Here is a 19,155-nt window from a genome sequence, read left to right on the forward strand (position 1 = left end):
CAAAAGAGACTTAACGGGAAAAGTCAGATACAGGTACGGGAGAATTAGCCTTCCATTCCGACCACCATTGGACTCCACGTCCTTCTGCTGGTTCGTTGCTTTATGCGTTGGAAGTTCCCAGCCAAGGTGGTGATACTTATTGGTTAAACCTAAATTTGGCTTATGAAACTTTGGATGAAGCAACTAAACGCCGAATTGCAGATTTACAGTTAATTACCTACAATCCATTTTTACGCGATCGCTCCGCATCCAAAACTAAATACCGACTTGACCGCAATATTCCTTTAATTAGTCCTGTTTTCCCCCATCCCTTGGTCAGAATACATCCTGAAAGCGGTAAGAAAATTCTTTATTTGGACTACGCCACAGAAGTTGAAGTCGTTGGTTTAGAACCAGAAGAGGGTGCAGAACTCATCGAACAGTTGCGACAGCATTTAAATCAGCCTCAGTTTTATTACCAGCACAAATGGTCTGTTGGCGATATCGTCTACTGGGACAATCAAGCTACTTTACACTACCGTCAAGCGTTTGATGCAAATGAGCGCCGAGTCATGAAGCGCGTTAGCCTTGCGGGTAGCCGTCCTTTCTAGATTTGAATTTCCCAGGTACTGCGTGATTTTTTTGGAGTAGCACAACCTACTCCAATTTTTTATTTATCTAAGTCAAGTGACACTTTTTATCAAATACTGTTCACCTTAATTGATATTTATTTTCTAAAAGTATATTGTTCTTAACAGAAGCCATATCTTGCAAAAGCTGAATTTTCCTAAAAATCACAACTAAAAAGAGTCTTGTAGCTGTGAAAAAGCAACTCAGTCAGAATTTTTGGCTTGATATTTGTAAAAGGTCATTATAAGATTACAGAGTTTAGTGATAATAGGTGGCAATAACTATGAGCTTTTCCAGCATTGCTGTTGAGCAACGTTCTAAAGAAGCTCAGGCTCTGAGGTTTTTTCTAGGTTATAGTTTGGTGGGTTCCCTGGCATTGCATATTGTTCTACTAGGTTCTGGTATAGGCAACTTTTTGGCAAGAGTACCTGTAGACGCAGATAATGAACCCATAGAAATAGCGATCGCTGATACTCCGGCTCCAGAAATAGAAAAAGCTCCGATAGAAGAAAAACAGGAACTGCCTGATCAAGTTGTGTCTCGGACTGAAACTCAGATTCCTGAAAAGTCACCTGTGATTCCTCAACAACAGTCAATAGCGATCGCTCCAGTCCAAAAATTTGTTGAAAAGCCTCAAATTCAGCCCGTTCAACAGCAACCCAGACAAACTATCCAATCAGGTAAACCTTCCACTACTGTCAGAACTAACCAGACATCTCCAGGCAATGGTGGTGGTTCTGGTACTACATCTGAATCAACTAGCACTAATAACGGTGGCAGTTCAGGATCGAGTGGTGGCACGGGAATTTTAACTGGGAGTGGGAGTGGTATAGGTGTAGGTGTTGGTAGTGGCAGTGGTACAGGCAGTGGTATCGGTAATGGTAATGGCACAGGTATAGGTACTGGCACAGGTACAGGCAGTGGCAGTGGTACTGGCACTGGCATCGGTAATGGTAATGGTACAGGCACTGGCACTGGTACTGGTACTGGTACTGGTAATGCTAATCCAGTAGCAGTAGCTCCAAGGCAACCAAAAATTGCAGCACCAGCCAATCGTAATAATGGTAATGGCCGTGCTGCCTGCCGTCAGTGCGATAATAAATATCCAGAACAAGCAAGACGACGCGGCATTGAAGGAAATGTTGGTGTTGCAGTTGATACAGATGCTAGTGGTAATGTCACTAATGTCAGATTAACCCGTTCAAGTGGCAACCGAGAGCTAGACGAAGCGCATCTCAGACAAGCCCGTGAATGGAAACTGAAGCCGAGTGAGGCTGGTAGACAAGGAGTATCAATTGAAACTAATTATGCTATCCGAGGCTCACGACGATATCGAGAAGCTCAAGAACGCAAGCGGCAAAGACAAGCCAGAGAAGCGGAACAAAGAAATCAACCAACAGCCACAGCTAATCAAAGTGAAGCTAGTGAAACTCCTAAACGCAGGCGGCGTTTAACATCGGGAACTATTGTTGATGTTCCTCCAGAAACAAGGCAGAGACGAGAATCAGCATCTACATCAGAAAATACTCCGCTGCGTCGTCAGTTGCGTCAACGGACAAATAGCAACACGTCACAGCCACGCCCAAGGGAAGCAGCCACATCCAGTGGTGAAAATAATGCCCCAAAAGTGCGTCGTCGTCGCCGTCCAGATTCTGCGGCAAATTCTGATAGTAGTAGTAAGTTGCGGAATGCTTTGCGCCGTTCTCGACCACAATCTGAGTCTGCGCCTGCTGCGGCTCCCTCAGAGCCAAAGAATTAATGAATAATATTGTGTTCTAGTTATGGCAGTTGCTGAATAGATTCTTATCATGGTAAGAGCGCAAGGATTTACGCTCTTACCTTTGCATTGTGTGGTTTTTGCAGTTTTCACCGAGGATGTTTGAGACAAGGAGATTGCCCATCGGTGGAAGATTCATCACCATAAATTGCTAAAGTATGATACCCAGGATCAGAATCTGTATAAAGTACTCGAAAAGTATATAGCTTACTTTTACCTTGCCCTTCTGTAATCACTGTTAAAAGTGTTTTATCTGTGTTGGGCAGTCCAGGAATTTTTAGTTTAGGAATACGCCTCATTTGAATGACATTGGCGGCGGAGTTTTTACAATCTCCTGAATTAAAATTTTGATTTTGCCCAAATTGGGTACAGACTGGCCCATCAAAATCTATAGTTACTTGTGATGGGTCATTTAACCAAACTTTTTTAATTGTTTCGCCAGCTGGTAAAAAGCTTAAATTTGTACCCTGTACATAAGAAACTGTGATAGTTGGCACTACGCCACTTAAACCTTGTGCTTGACAGGAAAGCATAGAACGCAAAACTACATTCTGAGCTATGGCTCGGCCAGCCAATAATATAATTCCAGATGAAATAATTACGGAGGCCAGAGAGAGGAAATTAGGGGAGTTGGCATTTTTCATGACTGCGATCGCTAAACTAAGTCAAGATTAAAAATTAAAACTGTAGTTGTTGATTAACGTATACCTCAACTTCTTTACCAGCAGCTATAAACCACACGTTAGTTTGTTGGGTTAATTGGGCAATTGCCTGTTGATTGCGTTGGGAAATTTGGGGAATTACAGAGTTAAACCCACCTTCTAATACCCCAGCTAAAAGGTTACGTCGGGGATTAGTATTACTTACAATCGTACCTGTAGCAGTTGTTGTGACAACTTGAGCCTCTGTACGGTTAAATAACTCTGCGGCTTTACCAATACCACCCAAGACAAATAACCCTAAATCCATGCTTGCAATAGCTCCACTGGCATTAGGAAATTTATTTGCTATTAAAGGTCTACCTCTAACACCACGAATAATAATCGCATTTTTGGGTAAGTTTGTTTCTGTCAAAACACCATCTTTTTGAGAGACAATTTTTGTGACATTTAACTGTAACAAACCTTGATCAGACAGAGATTTAATTTCCGCCAATAACTCAGTTTTTGCCGGAATCGCAACTTGACCATCGATAGATTTTAAAGGTTGTTTTAATTGAATGACAAAGACATTTTTATCTTCATCATCATCTTTGTCATTACCTCTGGTTCTAGTAGTTTCTCCAAAAATGGCTGTAGCTACCACAGCCTTAGTACTAGTACCCACAGCTACAGTTTTCGGGCCTTGAGTTTGTCCTGGGCTAAGTCCAGGATTAGTCTGAGGTTGTGGTTGAGTTTGGGGTTGTGTTACTTCTGGCGAGGTCACAGTATTGTTGTTGTTGGCTGGAGGAACTTGACTGATATTCACTCCGGATGTTCCAGTTGTCGAAACCTGACCATAACTGCCTAATTTAGCTAACTTTGCCCATTCTTGCAGCGGATCTGGTGGAGTAGGTGGAGTGTTAACTACTGGTTGTGGTGGTGGTGAAAATTCTGGTACTGTGCGATTTTCGGGGATAGCTGGTACAACAGCAGGCCTTTCTATAGCCGGATTAATTGGACGGGGAATATACACTACCTGGGCTGGTGTTTGCACTGCTGGGCGAACATTTCTGACTGTGGCTATGCGATTAGGTCTGGTATCTACTGACGAAACTAATCTGACTGGATTTCTGAGACTTTGTTGAGAGGCTGCTACTTCATCTGCTTGTTCAGCGAGAGCTAATTTTGTTTTTAAATCGTCAATTTCTTGTTGTAAGTCTTGCTGGCGGGTATTAGTGGGGGTTGTGGGTGGAGTGGGAATGGAAACAGAATTACTGTTTGACTTTTGACTGCTACCACTCATAAGTTGAGATAAAAAACCGCCAGCTAACAAAACTACTACTAAGGTGGCCGAGCCAACTAAAGTTAATTTAGCAAAAGGATTCGCAGATAGAGGTTGGGTGTGTTTAATTTCTGGCGGTTCAGCAGTCAAAGCCTCTGGAATGTCTGTCTCTTCTGTGGCTTCAACATTCACAGTTTTTGATTCGTCTTCAAAACCTACTAATCTAGCGATTTTTGATTCCCAATCGGCAGATTCTGTTTGTTTTTGTGAATCAGTCTGAGGGCGATTCACAAGATTTTGAGAAGAAAGTTCTGAAGAAATGGAATAAGAAGTCATGGTATATAGTTTTGGTGATAATGTTTAAGAACAATTTTTGTCTTTTATGTCACATATATTGTAAATTTCTAATCTCGCTTCGCCAAGGCGGTAAGCAGCTAAATGCCAAGACAGTGGTTTGTCTGGTAATGATGTTAATGCTTCATCGACAACTCGGACTAAAATTTGTTTATTAAAAGGACTTGATTGTCCTAGTTTGTCATAATTGGTAAAACTTAATTGATGAGCATACACTTCTAATTTCCAAGCTCCCTCTGTTATTTTAGTAGGCTGGGAAATACTATCAATTACTAATACATATTCACTTCCTTTATTAATATTTTGGAATTGTGAGCCTGATTTTAAATTTGTCAGTTCTAAAAGTAGTTTTTGTTTAATGTTATTAGATACCATCTGAGAACTAATATCCCAAGCTGTTTGCGGTGGTTGTTGTTCTGACCAAGTAAGCATGAGGCTTATGGTTTCCCCAACAAAGCGCCGAATTGTTTCGGGATATCTTTCAATGCTTGGTTTAGGATCTACTGTGATAGCTTGACCGTCTATAAGTTGTACTAAACTTTGTGGTGTTAATTGTTGTTTCAGCGCCTGTAACATTGAGCCATGAAACATTAATAGCAGTAAGGCAAATACATTTAAGCCGAATGTGGCAACGGCAAATAAAGGTAAAATGTTGCTTTTTTTATTTTCTGTTTTGAGTATTTGCATGAATACTATTTATATAAAAGTTACCTAAGAAAACTACTGATTGGTTTCTTATTGAGACATTGATTAGTTTTATCTTCTGGGTTATTGTATTCATCTATCAAACATAAATTCCGAATTTCATAAATTTCTAATTTGTCTGTGCGCGTGCTATATATAGCTTTTTGTAGGTCTGTACTATTTTCATTAAGAGGATAGGGAAAATAATCCACTGCACGAACTAATAAATCTTTATTAAATGCTGTGACTCTTCGACGATTGTCAGAACGTTTGGTTTGCACTAAGTCAGCTACCATCCCGACACGCCATTTACCAGGAGCAATTTTTTGAGGCGGATAGAGGCGTTTGATGATTAACTGGGCGGTGATGCTTTGGCTGGTATTGTTAGCAAAGACTTCTGGTGGTGTTAGTTCGGCGATCGCACTTAATAAACCTTTACGAAAATCTTCAGCAATAGCAAAACTAGCTATCCATGTACTAGTTGTCACGTTTCTATTACCACCTTTGACAGTCCGCACCTGTATTCCTGGATCGGGTTTAGGTTTAGCGACTTCTTCAATAGTTTGAGGAGGTAAGTTTCCTGACCAGTTAAACATGGTGGTCATGGTTTTACTGACAAATCTGCTAATCGTTTCGGTGTCCCTTTCTAAGTCATCAGTGGCGCTAGGTGACTTACCATCAATCATCTGTACAAAGTTAGGTGGTTTTCTCAGACTCAGTTGGCGGATATTTAAGCCTTGAATAATAAATAAAATTAACACTAATATTTGCAAACTGAAAGTAGCGATCGCAAAAGTCGTCAATACACTTCCTGTCTGCTTTTGTTGTCTTTTTTTAAGTAAATTGACCATACGATCACCTGCTAAGAATTCAGATTCGATTCTTCACCAAAGTTTCAGTATTACTAATAGCGCTAAAAACTGCAAACCCTCCGGCCGCAGCTAAAAACAACGATAACAAAGGTGCTAAAATTCCTAAAAAGATAATAAACCACATTAAATCAGGGCTGGCATTGATATCTTGTCCTGGCCCGTTAATAATTACTGCTGCTGTCAATGCTGCTACAATATTAAACGAAATTTTGGCAATTCCCGCCGCTAAAAACCCTGTCATCCAAGCAAAAATCGGCTTTCCCGCCCCAGGTAATAATGAAGCGCCTACGGCTATGGGGCCTAAAGCTGCTATCAATAACATCGTAGCTTCTAGTAAATTTTGAAAAGCATATTGTAGTGAAATTAAAAAGTTTTTAATAGTTGTTTGTCCTGTATTGCCTAACAGTGCATTAAATGCGGTATCAGTAATAATTCCTGTACCAAATTTAATTTGATTAACTTGATTTTCTAATCTATCTATCCAAGTTCTATTACCGTATCTATTTCTATATTCTTGCCATAGGTCATCAATTTGTTCAGTTGCTTTATTTAAACAGTCAGTTTGTTGTTGACCAGTAAGTGCTTGACAAGGACGCAGCAACGAACCTGCTACCTCTTCCGCTACACTCATGTTGATTGCTTGCTGATAAGTTTGTTCTGTATCTGCTGTGGTAACTACTTGCTGATTCACTACATTGATAAAATTTCTCACCCCTAAAGTGAGGTTAGAAAGCACGCTTCCACCGCCAGGGTTACTTAATAACACTACGACAACAAACGGCCAAATTAAGCCAGATATGGGGCGAGAATATTCACTATAAATTACATCCTTTAGCCATTGCACCATAAAAAATAACAGCGTACCAACAGCAAAGAACACACCTAAATTTGTGATCGCTCCATATAAGTTATTACTAGTGTTATTTTGTAATAAATCTACCCATTGTTTGTCCCAACTTTCAGCGATACTTTTAGCTGTTGTTGCTCCATTTTCAAGGGTATCTGTAATGCCTGGAAAAGCTTGTAAAATATAAAGCTGCATTTTAATTTACATTTTTTATGATTAATGATCATGGTTTGCGCCCAAACAAATCTATTTGAGCCGAAGTGCGTAAAAGTCTGGCTGCTTCTGCTGCTGAATCAACCCGACGAGCGCGGTTTGTTTCTTCAACTTGCTGAGAAATATTCGCTAAATTTAAATTTGAGTATTGTATTGTTTGGTTTGTTTGGAATGTTTGAGCCAGATTTTCGGCAGCAATTTTAGATTGTTCTTGGAGAATTTTAACAGTTGTATCTTGTTGTATACTCGATTGACATAAAGTTTGGTTAGCAACATTGGCCATGCCACCTGTATTTGCTACCTGACATACCTGGTCTTTAATTTTATCCAGAAAACTATCAGCATTTTCAATAGTCTGGGCAATAGTTTCGATACTTCTTTCTGTATCTTCTAATTTGGTTTTTAAGCGCACTTGTCCTTCTCTACCCAAAACACCAGATACAGCACCACGAGTAACTATGCGATTTAGTTCGTTACTAACCCCGGCACCATTGACTGCTGAATTATTCTCATATCTTCCTGATATGGAGTTAATTACAATCTCGTCGCGTACTTGTTTACCAGCAGCAACTGGATCTGGTAGATTCAATTCGCCACTGGAATTACTGAGCGCACCTTGAGTTCTAATATCTAGTGGTCGGAAAGTTTCATTCACATTACTTCTGAGATAGTTTTGTAAATCTACAGAGTAGTATTGAAAATCAGTCCAGACTTTGCCTAGTTGTGCCATTGCGGGCAGAATTAATAAACTAGAAAAAACTAATGTTAATAAAGTTGTTTTTCGCATAAACTTTTACCTACATATAAGATTAATTGCTAATTTATCCACTCCGCAAAGAGGCTAATAACTGACGAGCAAAGATAGAAATTGCTTCGTATTTATCACTATGTTGTTGCATTGCTTTCCTGCGGGCAGTTTGCTCATTGGGGTTATTAGCCACTACTGCTAATTGTTCGTAACCTGGATAGTAACGGCAAAATGTATAAATGCCGTTATCATCTAATAACCATTGGCTGTAAACTCCTTCTTTGCGCGGGAAAAAGCTTTCAGAAGCATTACGGGCAATAATATCGCGGGGATATTTCAAAATACTGACGAAGCTATCAACTGCAACTGGTTGAATTCGACCGATTAATCTGGTTGACAAGTTTTGTAGAATTTTGGATGCGGCTTTGGATTTAGCGATAGTATCGGGGTCTTGGGCTGATAAGATAACTCGAATCCCGGCTTTGGCACCGTTGGCACAAATTCTGCCTACTAAGTCGGCAATTTGGTCAAATTCAAACAGAATTGGCGCTTCATCAATAAAGAAGATAGATGCTGGGCTACTTAAGGCGCGGCGCAAGGCGGCGGAATAGGCGCTTAAGGAGAGGACGGCTGCATCTTCGTTATCAGCGAGGTTGCGGAGGGCGAAAACCAGCAGTTGAGCATCCGTGGGAAAGCTGGACGGTGAGGAAATCGCTTGTCCTACACGGCTAGATAGCCAAAACCGCAAGCGTAGTTGAATTTGACTAAGTGCATCTTCAACTCGACCACTCACAGAATCAAGACGCAGATGTTCTGGTGAACAGAAATAGAGGAAATCTTTTAAAGTTGGGGTTTTTTGCCATTCTGGGCTACCAAATCCGCCATTAATGGCGAGGCGATATCGTTCTTGAATACCTTCATCAGCAAAGAAGGCTCCCAATGCTAGGTTGAGGAGGGAACGCACTGTTTGAGAGAGGAGTTGATTTTCGGTAGATGAGCCTAAGACCATTGTCATTAAGGCTGATTCGAGAAAGGCGACATAATCCAGGAGGCGATCGCGTTGTTCTTCGGGAGAGAGCGATCGCAAATCTGGTTGTTCAAATAAGTTATTCGATTGTTTGGAAATATCAAAATACGCCCCATTCCCTTCCATAAACTCGGTGTAGTCGGTAAATGTAGATGATCCATCTGGTTTAGGGAAATCTAAGGCCACGACCGGAATATTATGAGCTAAAGCTTGGGTTAAAATTCCCGATACCAACACTGATTTCCCGGCGCGGGTAGTAGCAAACAGCGCTAAGTTTTTGTGTTGGTTAAACATATCTAAATGTATGGGTGTGCCGCCTTCTTCTGCTACTAATTCAAAGCCATATTTATCTCCGGCTTTGGTCATCACTAAAGGCATTAATCCTGGCACTTCACTAGTTAAATATAACTGTCTGCGGTTAAAGGGTTTGACTAACAATCCTTCCCAAACTATCGGTAAAGATTGCAGCCAAACTTTCCAAGCATATTCTGTTTCTCGAATTACCTGGGCTGGACGTTGAAAACAGTTTTCAATATATCTGATGGCTTCATCTAATTTTGCTTGGGTGGGACGATGCACAAAAATGGCAATTCCCGCGTGAATTGGTACGGCTCCTTCATACAATTGTTCTTGGGCGGCGACCGATTTTTTTAATTTTAATTGGGCGTTGACATCAATTGTTTTACTTTTTTCTTGTGCCAAAAGTGCTGAGACATTTGATTGTTTCAATACCCTTTGTAATGTTGTTTTGACAATTGCAGGATTAGCCGCCGTTAACTGGCAAAAAATTTCTGTATCCACTACAGTTTCTCTCGCCAGGAGTTCCCATAAGTACCGCAGTTGCGAAAATTTATTCGGCCAACCACCTGGTTTTTCCAGAAAAGCCATCGCGCCGATATAATGATTGTTGATGTTCACCCAGCGGCGATCGGCACAAGGGACACTAGATTCCATCAGCAAGGTTGTACTGTGGATGTTCTCAACCAGCAATTTACTACTAGCTAAATCAGAATTAACTTGTTCGTGTAATCCAGTTTCATCTAATGTGAGTAATTGGGGAATTTCTATGGGTGGTGTATCGTTAAATCTCAACCAGACTTCTTCCCAAAGTTCCTCTGCATTTAAGGGTTTAATATCTAAACCCATTTTATTAGATAATACTTGTTCCCAACGGCAAAAGCCTTGTTTATACGCGTCGGTAATAACAGTTTCAATCCGTTGATTTTCTATTTCTTCAAGTTCACCTTTAAATTTTAACCACCACGATTCTGCTCTAGCCAATAGTTTTTCAATCCAATCATCGGCATTGGTAGAATTTGGTTCTACAGTATAAGTTACATATATCCGCAGAAATTTTGGCTTACGAATTCCAGAAGTAGTCAGTTCTCTAATTCTGGCTCGTTCTGCCATAACTAAATATTTAATATCATTCGATGGAGAACGTTTGATTAAATCTGCTAGTTCTTGTTGTCGGTGTTTATCTGAACTAAAAGACCCTATATGTAAGGTCATTCTTTCACCTTCAGGTATATCTTTTAGTCCAGATTCAATATTATTAAAAATAGTATTTATTTGTTCAGATCTTAAAGTGGTATGGATGCCTTTACATTCAAAGCCAAAGACAAAGCAAAATCTATCTCGCTGAGTTCCTTTCGCCAAAATATAAGCGCCAAGATCACGTCCATCTACTCCAATGCGTAGCATTGTTGCTAGGTGTAAAGCATCTTCAAATGGCGTTAATCTACTTTCGTTTCCTGGGGTACCGATGCTTTTTTTTCCGATTTTTTGCTTCATGATTAATTTCCAGCAAGCTTTGATAACGAGCAAAGCCTCTAGTCCAAGTGGGAACTCCGATAAATTTACTTAAAAAACGCCAACTCCTACCACCAGATAATATCCACCAAGTTGCTATTCCCCAACCTGCTATTAAAAATGTCCACAACCATTTTTGAAATTCATCGGCGAATAAGCCACCAAAAACACCATTGACAATAAAATATGCAGTTAGGGCAATTACTAACCAAGGAAAAATTTGATCGGCAGGAATTGGCCCTAATGACGGTTGTGCGCCTAAAATTTGATTGACTGGACGAAAATCTTGCTCCCGTTCTTCAGACATAGAATTAGCTACCAATTATGAAGCCTGTCATAACATCGGCAATTGTGACAGCTAAGACAACTAATAAAGGGGTTCTGGCAATACTTTGCCAATCTTCATCTTTCCGTACTGCGTTAATTACCCCAATCAACGAAACTGCAATATAAAGCAAGTAAATGCCTCGCAAGACGTTAAATATTAAACTAACTGCTGTTTCTGTACCGCCACTATTAGTAGTTGAGCCTTGTACTAAATTAGTTTTGAAAAACTTTTCGGCTTTGCCAAAAAATTGTGCTTGTGCTGGGGTGGCGAAGTAATCTAACCAAAATAAACTCAAAATTACGACTGGTGCCAATATTTGTAGTGCTATGCGCCAGCGTTGCGGTAAATTGACTTGTTGCCCAATTTGTTGTATTGATATAACAATTAAGCTGCCAATTAATAAACAAAAAAGTAGGACTGGGCTTTTTAAGCTGATAACGCTCAAAAATACGGCGCAAGCCAGTAAAAATGGTACTGATTCCAGGAAGGTAATGCGCCAAAATTTTAAGGTAGCCTGAATATTAGGTAATTTTTTCACAGCGCTATTATTTACAAGTTTGCGAATGTTGTCTGCTCGATCACCCTGTCTAGACATTTGTGAATTTCCTGAGTTATTTATTAAATAATTTTAGTTGTTGCTTACTGAAAACCATGTTAATTTATCACAAATAATGGCTCATATAATAGAAATTATGTACTAACAGTATGATAAGTATTCATGTTCTTATTAATTATTAAGAACAAGTTAACCAATTCTTAATATCGGGTAAAATACCGAACTTTTTATATTCTTTTCAATATTTTGTTTTTCCTGACAATTATTTTCTCTAATTTGAACAAGTTCACAATTAATTGCTTCAATCACAACTTTTATCTCCTCTAAAAGTTACTAATCATAAAATTTGTAGCATTAAATATGCTTTTTTTGCCTGGATAAATGCTAGACAGTTAAAAAATTTGTGATTAATACTTTAGTCATTGCACCTGTATAACTCCAGATGTGTACTGAAATAGAAAGCTAGTGTAATTGTGCAACAGTTGTCAATGAGGATGGTAGATGCTGTTTGCTGAAGTAATGGCTAATTTTTACACAGCGATCGCCTCGGCTTTGATTGCCAATGGCAGATAACCACTGTCGAGTTAATCTGTTATTATGCTTAGATATGAGACTCAACTTTAGAACTTTTTCATCAACGAGCGATCGCCTGTGATACTGGGTGTAATTATCAGTAAAAGAGCTTTGCTCTACGTGATTACCCGCAATTTTATTGAGGTTGATGTGGAGCATTGGCACGTTTTTGTTCAAGAACTCTAATTTGTCAGTAATTTTGTCAAGTCTAGCACAATCGGGACTGTATTTTTTACACAAAAAGAATAAACGATTTGCTTTTTTATTTAACTAACCCGCCAATTAGCAACATTCGGCAACTTAAGCCTACACTGATGCCTAGCACAGTTGTAATCGGGAAATTTACGGTGAATGGCTAACAGAGAATTTTAATTTCATCTAGTAAACTACTGAATTAATTGCAATTTTTCCGCAAATAACAGCAGCTTCAGTTCGGTATTTATGAAAATTATCAAAAAATATAGATGAGAGTTTTCTTTGTGTCAGAGATAACTCATAATATCTTCACATTCTAGCTGATAATTCTCGATGAATCCGAATACTCATTTACAGATAATTTTAACTGACACACCTATCGGTACTGTATTACCTGCGATCGCTCAAACTAACCTACCTGACTGGTGGTTAGCTGGGGGTGCAGTCCGCAACAGCGTTTGGCGAGCAATATTTGGCGAAGACTGTGCGTTAGTCATCAATGACTTTGATATCGCCTTCTTTGATGAAGCTGGTAGCCGTTCCCAGGAACTATCTGCACAAACCAGCATCACGGCAAAATTCCCCAACTATAAGTTTGATGTCAAAAATCAAGCGAGTTTTGCTCGGTGGCGTTCAGGCAAGCGTCCTTATACTAGTACAGAAGATGGTGTGCAAGATTGGTTACACACGGCAACTGCTGTCGGTGTCAGGTTAAATACCCAAGGACAATGGGAATTTTTTACACCTTACGGATTAGATGATTTATTTGCTGGCATTATTCGACCAACACCTGCACATATTCATAACCCAGATGCCCATAACAAAGCATCAACATTTCTCGCCAAGTGTCCCCATCTGAGATTGGCATAATTATAGTTCACCAAGAGCAAATTATGATTCCCATGAAAGGTTATGGTGTAATGCACTATCTCACCAAATAAAGTAAATCAATTATTTATAGCAATTGATAAATTCTGACAGATTGTTGAGAAAACGACTATGCGCTAAATAAGTAATTCATTTTTATGATTTGTTACCTATATATTAAATTTGAAACATTTTTTAATTAAAGGAATCATGTTTTGTTGAGCTATTAATTAGTTATCAGTATTAACTCTTAATGCAAGTTTCCTAATAGTTTTGATAAAGAATTGTATTGTTAATCAAACAGATACTTATCGGTATTCATATACTGGATATTAATTTCCACAGAGTGCTATTTGCACTAGGAGGTTCCAATGGTTCACACTTTTGAAGTGTTGGTTGATATTAAGGAGTATACCGATCAAGCCAACAATAGCTATCAATGCGGAACGTCAAGATACGAGATTAGCGCTGAGTCAAGAGAAAAGGCAGATGGTATGGCACGGGTTCAGGCCAGAAGTGAACATCCAAAAGGCACTGAATATGATGTTAGAGTAACTAGACTACTCAAATAAATTACAGTCTGGATTCAACAATAAATTTATTAATTGTTCTCTGTTTCCCAGTAATAATAAATAATTCTTAGTTGTGTAATTTTCCAAACAATAACTTTGATGTTGATTACAAAGATTTGTTGCTTATGTAAATTTTGATAAAAGTTGCAACAAATTAATATCTGCATCATTGCGGGAATATTGCATAACTTTTTAAGTAGCACTATCACTTTCAAGATTTTTGCAGTAAGTAACTAACTAACTGTTCACCAGCGGTATCGATGTGGCGTTTTAGTAACCGCACGGCAGTTTTTGTATCTCTCTGTTTGCAAGCATCTAAAAGTTGATAGTGTTCTTTTTGAGTACGTTCTTGATAATCCATTTGTGCCATCTGCACACGCACATAGCGATCGCAATTTATATGTAAGTTTTTCACTATTGCCAATAGTCGCGGACGTTCTGCGCTGGTGTAAAGTGTCGCGTGAAATTCCCAGTTCAATTGCGCCAACAAACCTGCATCGGTGGTTTGATCAGTTTTTTCCAGAATTACTGCTGCTTTGTCTAAATCTGCTGTGCTTAATTTCGGGATTGCCAATTGTATTGCTTTCACTTCCAACGCGCTGCGAATCTCACAAATTTCTTGCGCTTCATTTGCTGTGAGAATGGATACCATTGCACCACGATTGAGATGCAGCGTTACTAAACCTTCTGCTTCTAATTGACGCAAAGCTTCCCGCACGGGAATGCGACTCACGCCAAATTGTGTGGCGATTTCATCTTGTCTAAGAGATTGTCCTTCTTGAAAAATGCCCCGCAAAATCGCTTCCCGCAAGGCATCGGCAATTAAATCAGGGGTGCTGCGTTGTTGTTGCAGCACATTGGCTGCTAAATCATTTAAGTTCATATTTTATATTGTATACAATTTTAAAAATATTGTATACAATATCCAAAGTTACAAATAATTCCCTTCACCAAATGGGAGACAGTTATGAGCATTGCATCTCAAGCAACAGACCGAGTTATCATCTTCGACACCACCTTACGAGATGGTGAACAATCTCCAGGTGCCACCCTAAATGTAGAAGAGAAACTAGCGATCGCTCATCAACTAGCTCTCCTGGGTGTGGATGTGATCGAAGCGGGTTTTGCTGTTGCTAGTCCGGGAGATTTTATTGCCGTCAAAACCATTGCTGAACAAGTGGGAAAAGTAGACGGGCCAATCATTTGCAGTTTAGCCAGAGCCACCCGTAAAGATATTCAAGCCGCTGCCGAAGCCTTAAAACCTGCCGCCCATCCGCGCATCCACACGATGATTTCCACATCTGATATTCACTTGCAATATCAGTTAAAAAAGTCCCGCAGTGAAGTATTAGCGATCGCTCAAGAAATGGTTGCATTCGCTAAATCTTTTGTAGACGATGTCGAATTCTCACCAATGGATGCTAGTCGGACAGAACCAGAATTTTTGTATCAGGTATTGGAGGTAGCGATCGCCGCAGGTGCAACTACAATTAATATTCCTGATACCGTCGGCTACTGCACACCCAAAGAAATAGGAATTTTAATTCAGGGTATTCGGAAAAATGTGCCGAATATTGACAGCGTAATTCTTTCCATTCACACCCAAAATGACTTGGGTTTAGCAACAGCCAATGCCTTAGCTGCCATAGAACATGGCGTGCGTCAAGTAGAATGTACAATTAACGGCATTGGCGAACGTGCCGGAAATGCCGCATTAGAAGAAATTGTTATGGCCTTGCAAGTGCGGAAACATTACTTCAATCCGTACTTTAGCCGACCTGTTGATGCTGATGCACCACTCACCAACGTTAAAACTCAGGAGATTTACAAAACTTCTTCCTTGGTTTCCCAATTAACCGGAATGTTGATTCAGCCGAATAAAGCAATTGTAGGAGCAAATGCCTTCGCCCATGAATCAGGCATTCATCAAGATGGCATCATCAAGCATCGCCAAACCTACGAAATCATGGAAGCTGCATCCATTGGGTTGCCAGAAAATCGTATAGTTTTAGGTAAACACTCAGGACGAAATGCTTTTCGTACAAGGTTGAAAGAATTAGGCTTGGAACTGAATGAAGCCGACTTGAACAAAGCCTTCAACCGCTTTAAAGAAGTTGCAGACAAGAAAAAAGAGATATCTGATTGGGATTTAGAAGCGATCGTGCGAGATGAAACCCAAAATCAAGCCGAAAGCGGCTTTCAACTCGAACACGTCCAAGTAATTTGCGGTGACTGCACTTGTCCCACAGCAACCATTACAGTTGTCACACCCGAAGGCAAAATTCTCACAGATGCCAGCGTCGGTACAGGGCCAGTGGATGCAGTTTATCAAGTAATCAACCGCTTAGTACAGATTCCCAATCAATTAATTGAATTTTCTGTGCAATCTGTAACTGGCGGAATTGATGCTTTAGGAACAGTCACAATTCGCTTGAGATACCAAGATAGGATATTTTCTGGACAAGCATCTGATACAGATATTGTCGTAGCCGCAGCTTACGCCCATCTCAATGCTGTAAATCGCCTTTATCGTTACTTGCAAACTCAGAAAATTCCGGCTCAAGTGAGCGAGTAGAAATATTATCTATCTAATAAAAAAGGGATGATTCAATCATCCCTTTCTCATACCAATTTTATCTACACCCATGACAATTAGAACACTCGGAAAATAAACGGATAACGGAACGGTTCATCAGGATTGCTAAAACAGTGCAGCAGCGCCACAATTGTCAGCCCCCAGTGTAATAAAAAGCCAAAAGCCACAAGGGGAAAGAACAGAATTCCCCCAATACCAAAGGTTAGCCAAGATAAAACTGCAATTGGTACTCCAATTATGGTTGCCCAAAACCAAACATTGAAGTGGAAATTAATTGATTCTTTAGCGCTACTTTTAACAACAGGGTCATCCGAAATAATATTAATGACAATCGGTACACCAATTGAAAACAACGTTGTACTAAAGAAAATTGCCCCATGACACAGAGATGATAACAGTTTGCGCTTATCAGAATCGAAAGAAGTTTGCATCCTGGTGGCTCCTCAAGTTACTTGTTATCTTTTATTGTAAAGGGTAGTTTTTCAAGCTTATATGGCAGTTTACCGTACTTCGTAAATTCTCGAATATTTCTTAACCATTGATTAGCTTTGCCAACTACTCATCAGAGATAAATGATGGTGTTTCCCGTACCTACGCGTTGGAAAAATATGATTTTTCAGCAATCAGGTTTGAATTCTGAACTACATTTAGGGTAGGCTTTTTTAACAAAACTCTCAATCAAACAAATATTTAATAGTTGATGCCCACCTTACAGATATATATTGTTTTCCATAAATTAAATATAAGTACTATTTTAAAAGTAATACTCATCAATTCCCCATCCCTTGGTGTTGAATCTGATTTAGACTGATGAATGTCAAATAAATCATTAATTCATCAATGGCACAGGGAGAAATCTTGCTCAACCCTGGCACTTTATGGACAAGTGTCAAAGAATGTACTGAACATGCTTTAAAATGCGGAGCATTGCTGTCTATACCCACAAAGTTTGAATTTGTTGAGCAAGACGGCGTTAACTTTTTAGTCCGAATTTTATCTAACCTTGTTCGCAAAGATGCAGCGAAGAAACAGCAAGACAAACAAACTTCTGCTGGTAAGGAGTTCAACCCTTTCCTTCCCTACGAAAAGAATTTATTTGTGGCGGATATTTCCGATACTCATGTCTGTATCTTGAATAAATTCAACGTTGTTGACTATCACCTACTCATCATCACCCGTGCATTTGAAGAACAAGAAAGCCTACTTACCCCAGAAGATTTTGCGGCTTTATTAGCATGTTTAGCCGAATTTGATGGTTTAGCTTTTTACAACAGTGGCAAAACCGCAGGCGCTAGTCAACGACACAAGCACTTACAAATAGTACCTTTACCACTGGTTACTTCAGGAGTGCAGACACCTATTGAACCACTACTGACATCAGCACAATTTGAAGATGGTGTAGGAAGCATAACGCAATTACCTTTTGTCAACGCTTTTGCAACTTTAGATCCCAATTGGGTACAATCTCCGTTAACTTATGCTGAGTATATCTTGAAGGTATATCAAAATTTATTAAGTGCTGTTGGGATAGAAGCAGTTAACAGTCATCAACCATCTGGTGCTTACAATCTGCTTGTAACTAGAGAATGGATGTTCATCGTACCGCGATCGCAAGAAAATTTCCACTCCATTTCTGTCAACTCATTAGGATTCGCTGGTGCGTTACTGGTACGTAATGAACAAGAAATGCAACTCCTCAAAAACACAGGCCCAATGACGATCCTGAAAGAAGTTGCTGTACAAAATTCCCAAGTCAATAGTCAATAGTTATTTATATCTCCTTCACTCCTTCAAGCCTGTCGCCCACTCTCCCCTTTCACAACCGCAGAGGTTATCAGATGTGCTAAACGCAAAGCCTCTGGTACATGACCACAGTCTGTTAGCCGCTGAAGCACTTGAGCCGTAACATCAGGTTCTGCACCATAAACTTGAAAGTAAAACGGTGGATATTCATAGACAGTGCCAGCATGAAGTATGGTTTCTAGCCGTTTTTCTGGATGAGGCAATCTTTGCATTGCGTAAATCATAGCGTTGAGCTTAGGTTGCTTTCGCATCACGGCAACACAAGGGCGCTCTAATCTTTCGGCTAACAATGGCAAATCAACTATATTAAAGCCACCTAAAGAAATTCCATCTAACAGCACTATATGGAGATGTGGTAAAAATTTGCCCCCAATTAGCAACTGACAAAGTTTTTCGGTTGCATCCCAACCATCAGGTTGTATCTCTCCCCAAACCATACCTTCAAAGCGAGTGTCTGCACAGATAACACCTGCAACCCCTACAGGTTTATTAGCGTTCCGCATAAAAGGAGCATCGTCAAAACCTACAGCACGAATTGTCCGGTGATTTTTGAGCAGAGCTTTTAGTTCCATGAATATCTTTGTATAACGCTGAAATTCTCAGAGCTTCTCCAAGACAACGATTATATTAAAGCTTTTACCCATAATAAAAAACGCCCTCCAATGGAGGGCGTTTTTTATCACTTTTCTACTGAAAGAGATGTTAGCGTTACCGTCTCAGAAAATTAACCGTTGATAGCAGGAGCGCTGATTGCAACAGGAGCAACATCGCCAGCAGCCAAGTCTAAGGGGAAGTTGTG

18 protein-coding genes and 2 pseudogenes are annotated in these 19,155 nt (G+C 39.8%); 6 read left to right on the forward strand and 14 right to left on the reverse strand.

The annotated features are described in order from the left end of the window. Positions 1–35: 35 nt before the first annotated feature. Positions 36–590, forward strand: a pseudogene (locus NCWK1_RS20580) (TauD/TfdA dioxygenase family protein); the annotation flags it as partial. Between the two features lie 302 nt (positions 591–892). After that, positions 893–2,368 carry a TonB family protein gene (locus tag NCWK1_RS20585; protein WP_103125980.1) on the forward strand — a complete coding sequence of 492 codons (1,476 nt, stop codon included), beginning with the start codon at positions 893–895 and terminating at the stop codon, positions 2,366–2,368. Positions 2,369–2,475: 107 nt separating this feature from the next. Here NCWK1_RS20585 and NCWK1_RS20590 read toward each other — a convergent pair whose 3' ends face one another. The 10 genes from NCWK1_RS20590 to NCWK1_RS29190 form a co-directional block, all read right to left on the reverse strand. Further along, positions 2,476–3,030, reverse strand: coding sequence for a hypothetical protein (locus tag NCWK1_RS20590; RefSeq protein WP_103125981.1), 555 nt, complete (start codon positions 3,028–3,030; stop codon positions 2,476–2,478). A gap of 34 nt (positions 3,031–3,064) precedes the next feature. After that, the gene (locus NCWK1_RS20595) at positions 3,065–4,645 is read right to left on the reverse strand and encodes a TrbI/VirB10 family protein (protein WP_096578455.1); all 1,581 of its coding nucleotides are present in this window, start codon (positions 4,643–4,645) and stop codon (positions 3,065–3,067) included. Between the two features lie 24 nt (positions 4,646–4,669). Further along, complete coding sequence (locus NCWK1_RS20600; protein WP_096578453.1) at positions 4,670–5,350, reverse strand: hypothetical protein; 681 nt, start codon at positions 5,348–5,350, stop codon at positions 4,670–4,672. A gap of 20 nt (positions 5,351–5,370) precedes the next feature. Further along, on the reverse strand, positions 5,371–6,198 hold the full coding sequence (locus NCWK1_RS20605) for a hypothetical protein (protein WP_103125982.1): 828 nt from the start codon (positions 6,196–6,198) through the stop codon (positions 5,371–5,373). A gap of 19 nt (positions 6,199–6,217) precedes the next feature. Further along, positions 6,218–7,261 carry a hypothetical protein gene (locus NCWK1_RS20610; RefSeq protein WP_096578449.1) on the reverse strand — a complete coding sequence of 348 codons (1,044 nt, stop codon included), beginning with the start codon at positions 7,259–7,261 and terminating at the stop codon, positions 6,218–6,220. 28 nt (positions 7,262–7,289) lie between these two features. Further along, entirely contained in the window at positions 7,290–8,066 is a 777-nt protein-coding gene (locus NCWK1_RS20615) for a hypothetical protein (protein ID WP_096578447.1), read from the reverse strand. A 34-nt stretch (positions 8,067–8,100) separates the two neighbouring features. After that, entirely contained in the window at positions 8,101–10,848 is a 2,748-nt protein-coding gene (locus NCWK1_RS20620; protein ID WP_103125983.1) for a hypothetical protein, read from the reverse strand. Continuing rightward, the gene (locus tag NCWK1_RS20625) at positions 10,796–11,173 is read right to left on the reverse strand and encodes a hypothetical protein (protein ID WP_015115253.1); all 378 of its coding nucleotides are present in this window, start codon (positions 11,171–11,173) and stop codon (positions 10,796–10,798) included. The genes NCWK1_RS20620 and NCWK1_RS20625 overlap by 53 nt, the downstream gene beginning before the upstream one ends. 4 nt (positions 11,174–11,177) lie before the next feature. Continuing rightward, the gene (locus NCWK1_RS20630; protein ID WP_187308197.1) at positions 11,178–11,789 is read right to left on the reverse strand and encodes a hypothetical protein; all 612 of its coding nucleotides are present in this window, start codon (positions 11,787–11,789) and stop codon (positions 11,178–11,180) included. A 423-nt stretch (positions 11,790–12,212) separates the two neighbouring features. After that, entirely contained in the window at positions 12,213–12,482 is a 270-nt protein-coding gene (locus NCWK1_RS29190) for a hypothetical protein (protein ID WP_146034015.1), read from the reverse strand. A gap of 369 nt (positions 12,483–12,851) precedes the next feature. Between NCWK1_RS29190 and NCWK1_RS20635 the strand changes: the two genes are divergently transcribed. Both NCWK1_RS20635 and NCWK1_RS20640 read left to right on the forward strand, forming a co-directional pair. Beyond that, positions 12,852–13,388 (forward strand): nucleotidyltransferase family protein, encoded by a 537-nt coding sequence (locus tag NCWK1_RS20635; protein ID WP_103125984.1) that lies wholly within the window; start codon positions 12,852–12,854, stop codon positions 13,386–13,388. A 368-nt stretch (positions 13,389–13,756) separates the two neighbouring features. Beyond that, complete coding sequence (locus NCWK1_RS20640) at positions 13,757–13,957, forward strand: hypothetical protein (RefSeq protein ID WP_096578439.1); 201 nt, start codon at positions 13,757–13,759, stop codon at positions 13,955–13,957. Positions 13,958–14,168: 211 nt separating this feature from the next. Here NCWK1_RS20640 and NCWK1_RS20645 read toward each other — a convergent pair whose 3' ends face one another. Then, positions 14,169–14,840 carry a GntR family transcriptional regulator gene (locus NCWK1_RS20645; RefSeq protein ID WP_103125985.1) on the reverse strand — a complete coding sequence of 224 codons (672 nt, stop codon included), beginning with the start codon at positions 14,838–14,840 and terminating at the stop codon, positions 14,169–14,171. An 84-nt stretch (positions 14,841–14,924) separates the two neighbouring features. Between NCWK1_RS20645 and NCWK1_RS20650 the strand changes: the two genes are divergently transcribed. Continuing rightward, positions 14,925–16,532 carry a 2-isopropylmalate synthase gene (locus tag NCWK1_RS20650; protein ID WP_103125986.1) on the forward strand — a complete coding sequence of 536 codons (1,608 nt, stop codon included), beginning with the start codon at positions 14,925–14,927 and terminating at the stop codon, positions 16,530–16,532. A 77-nt stretch (positions 16,533–16,609) separates the two neighbouring features. Here the strand turns inward: NCWK1_RS20650 and NCWK1_RS20655 are convergent, their stop codons facing one another. Continuing rightward, on the reverse strand, positions 16,610–16,984 hold the full coding sequence (locus NCWK1_RS20655; protein ID WP_096578432.1) for a DUF4870 domain-containing protein: 375 nt from the start codon (positions 16,982–16,984) through the stop codon (positions 16,610–16,612). A gap of 409 nt (positions 16,985–17,393) precedes the next feature. Between NCWK1_RS20655 and NCWK1_RS20660 the strand changes: the two genes are divergently transcribed. Next, positions 17,394–18,320: an ATP adenylyltransferase family protein gene (locus NCWK1_RS20660; RefSeq protein WP_103125987.1), complete on the forward strand. Its 927-nt coding sequence runs from the start codon at positions 17,394–17,396 to the stop codon at positions 18,318–18,320. Positions 18,321–18,343: 23 nt separating this feature from the next. On the opposite strand, the gene NCWK1_RS20665 is transcribed toward NCWK1_RS20660, so the two are convergent. Both NCWK1_RS20665 and NCWK1_RS20670 read right to left on the reverse strand, forming a co-directional pair. Further along, positions 18,344–18,928, reverse strand: a complete 585-nt coding sequence (locus NCWK1_RS20665) for an endonuclease dU (protein ID WP_103125988.1) — start codon at positions 18,926–18,928, stop codon at positions 18,344–18,346. A 152-nt stretch (positions 18,929–19,080) separates the two neighbouring features. Further along, positions 19,081–19,155 (reverse strand): annotated as a pseudogene (locus tag NCWK1_RS20670) (photosystem II protein D1); the annotation flags it as partial.

The organism is Nostoc cycadae WK-1 (assembly GCF_002897135.1).
GTDB lineage: Bacteria > Cyanobacteriota > Cyanobacteriia > Cyanobacteriales > Nostocaceae > Nostoc_B.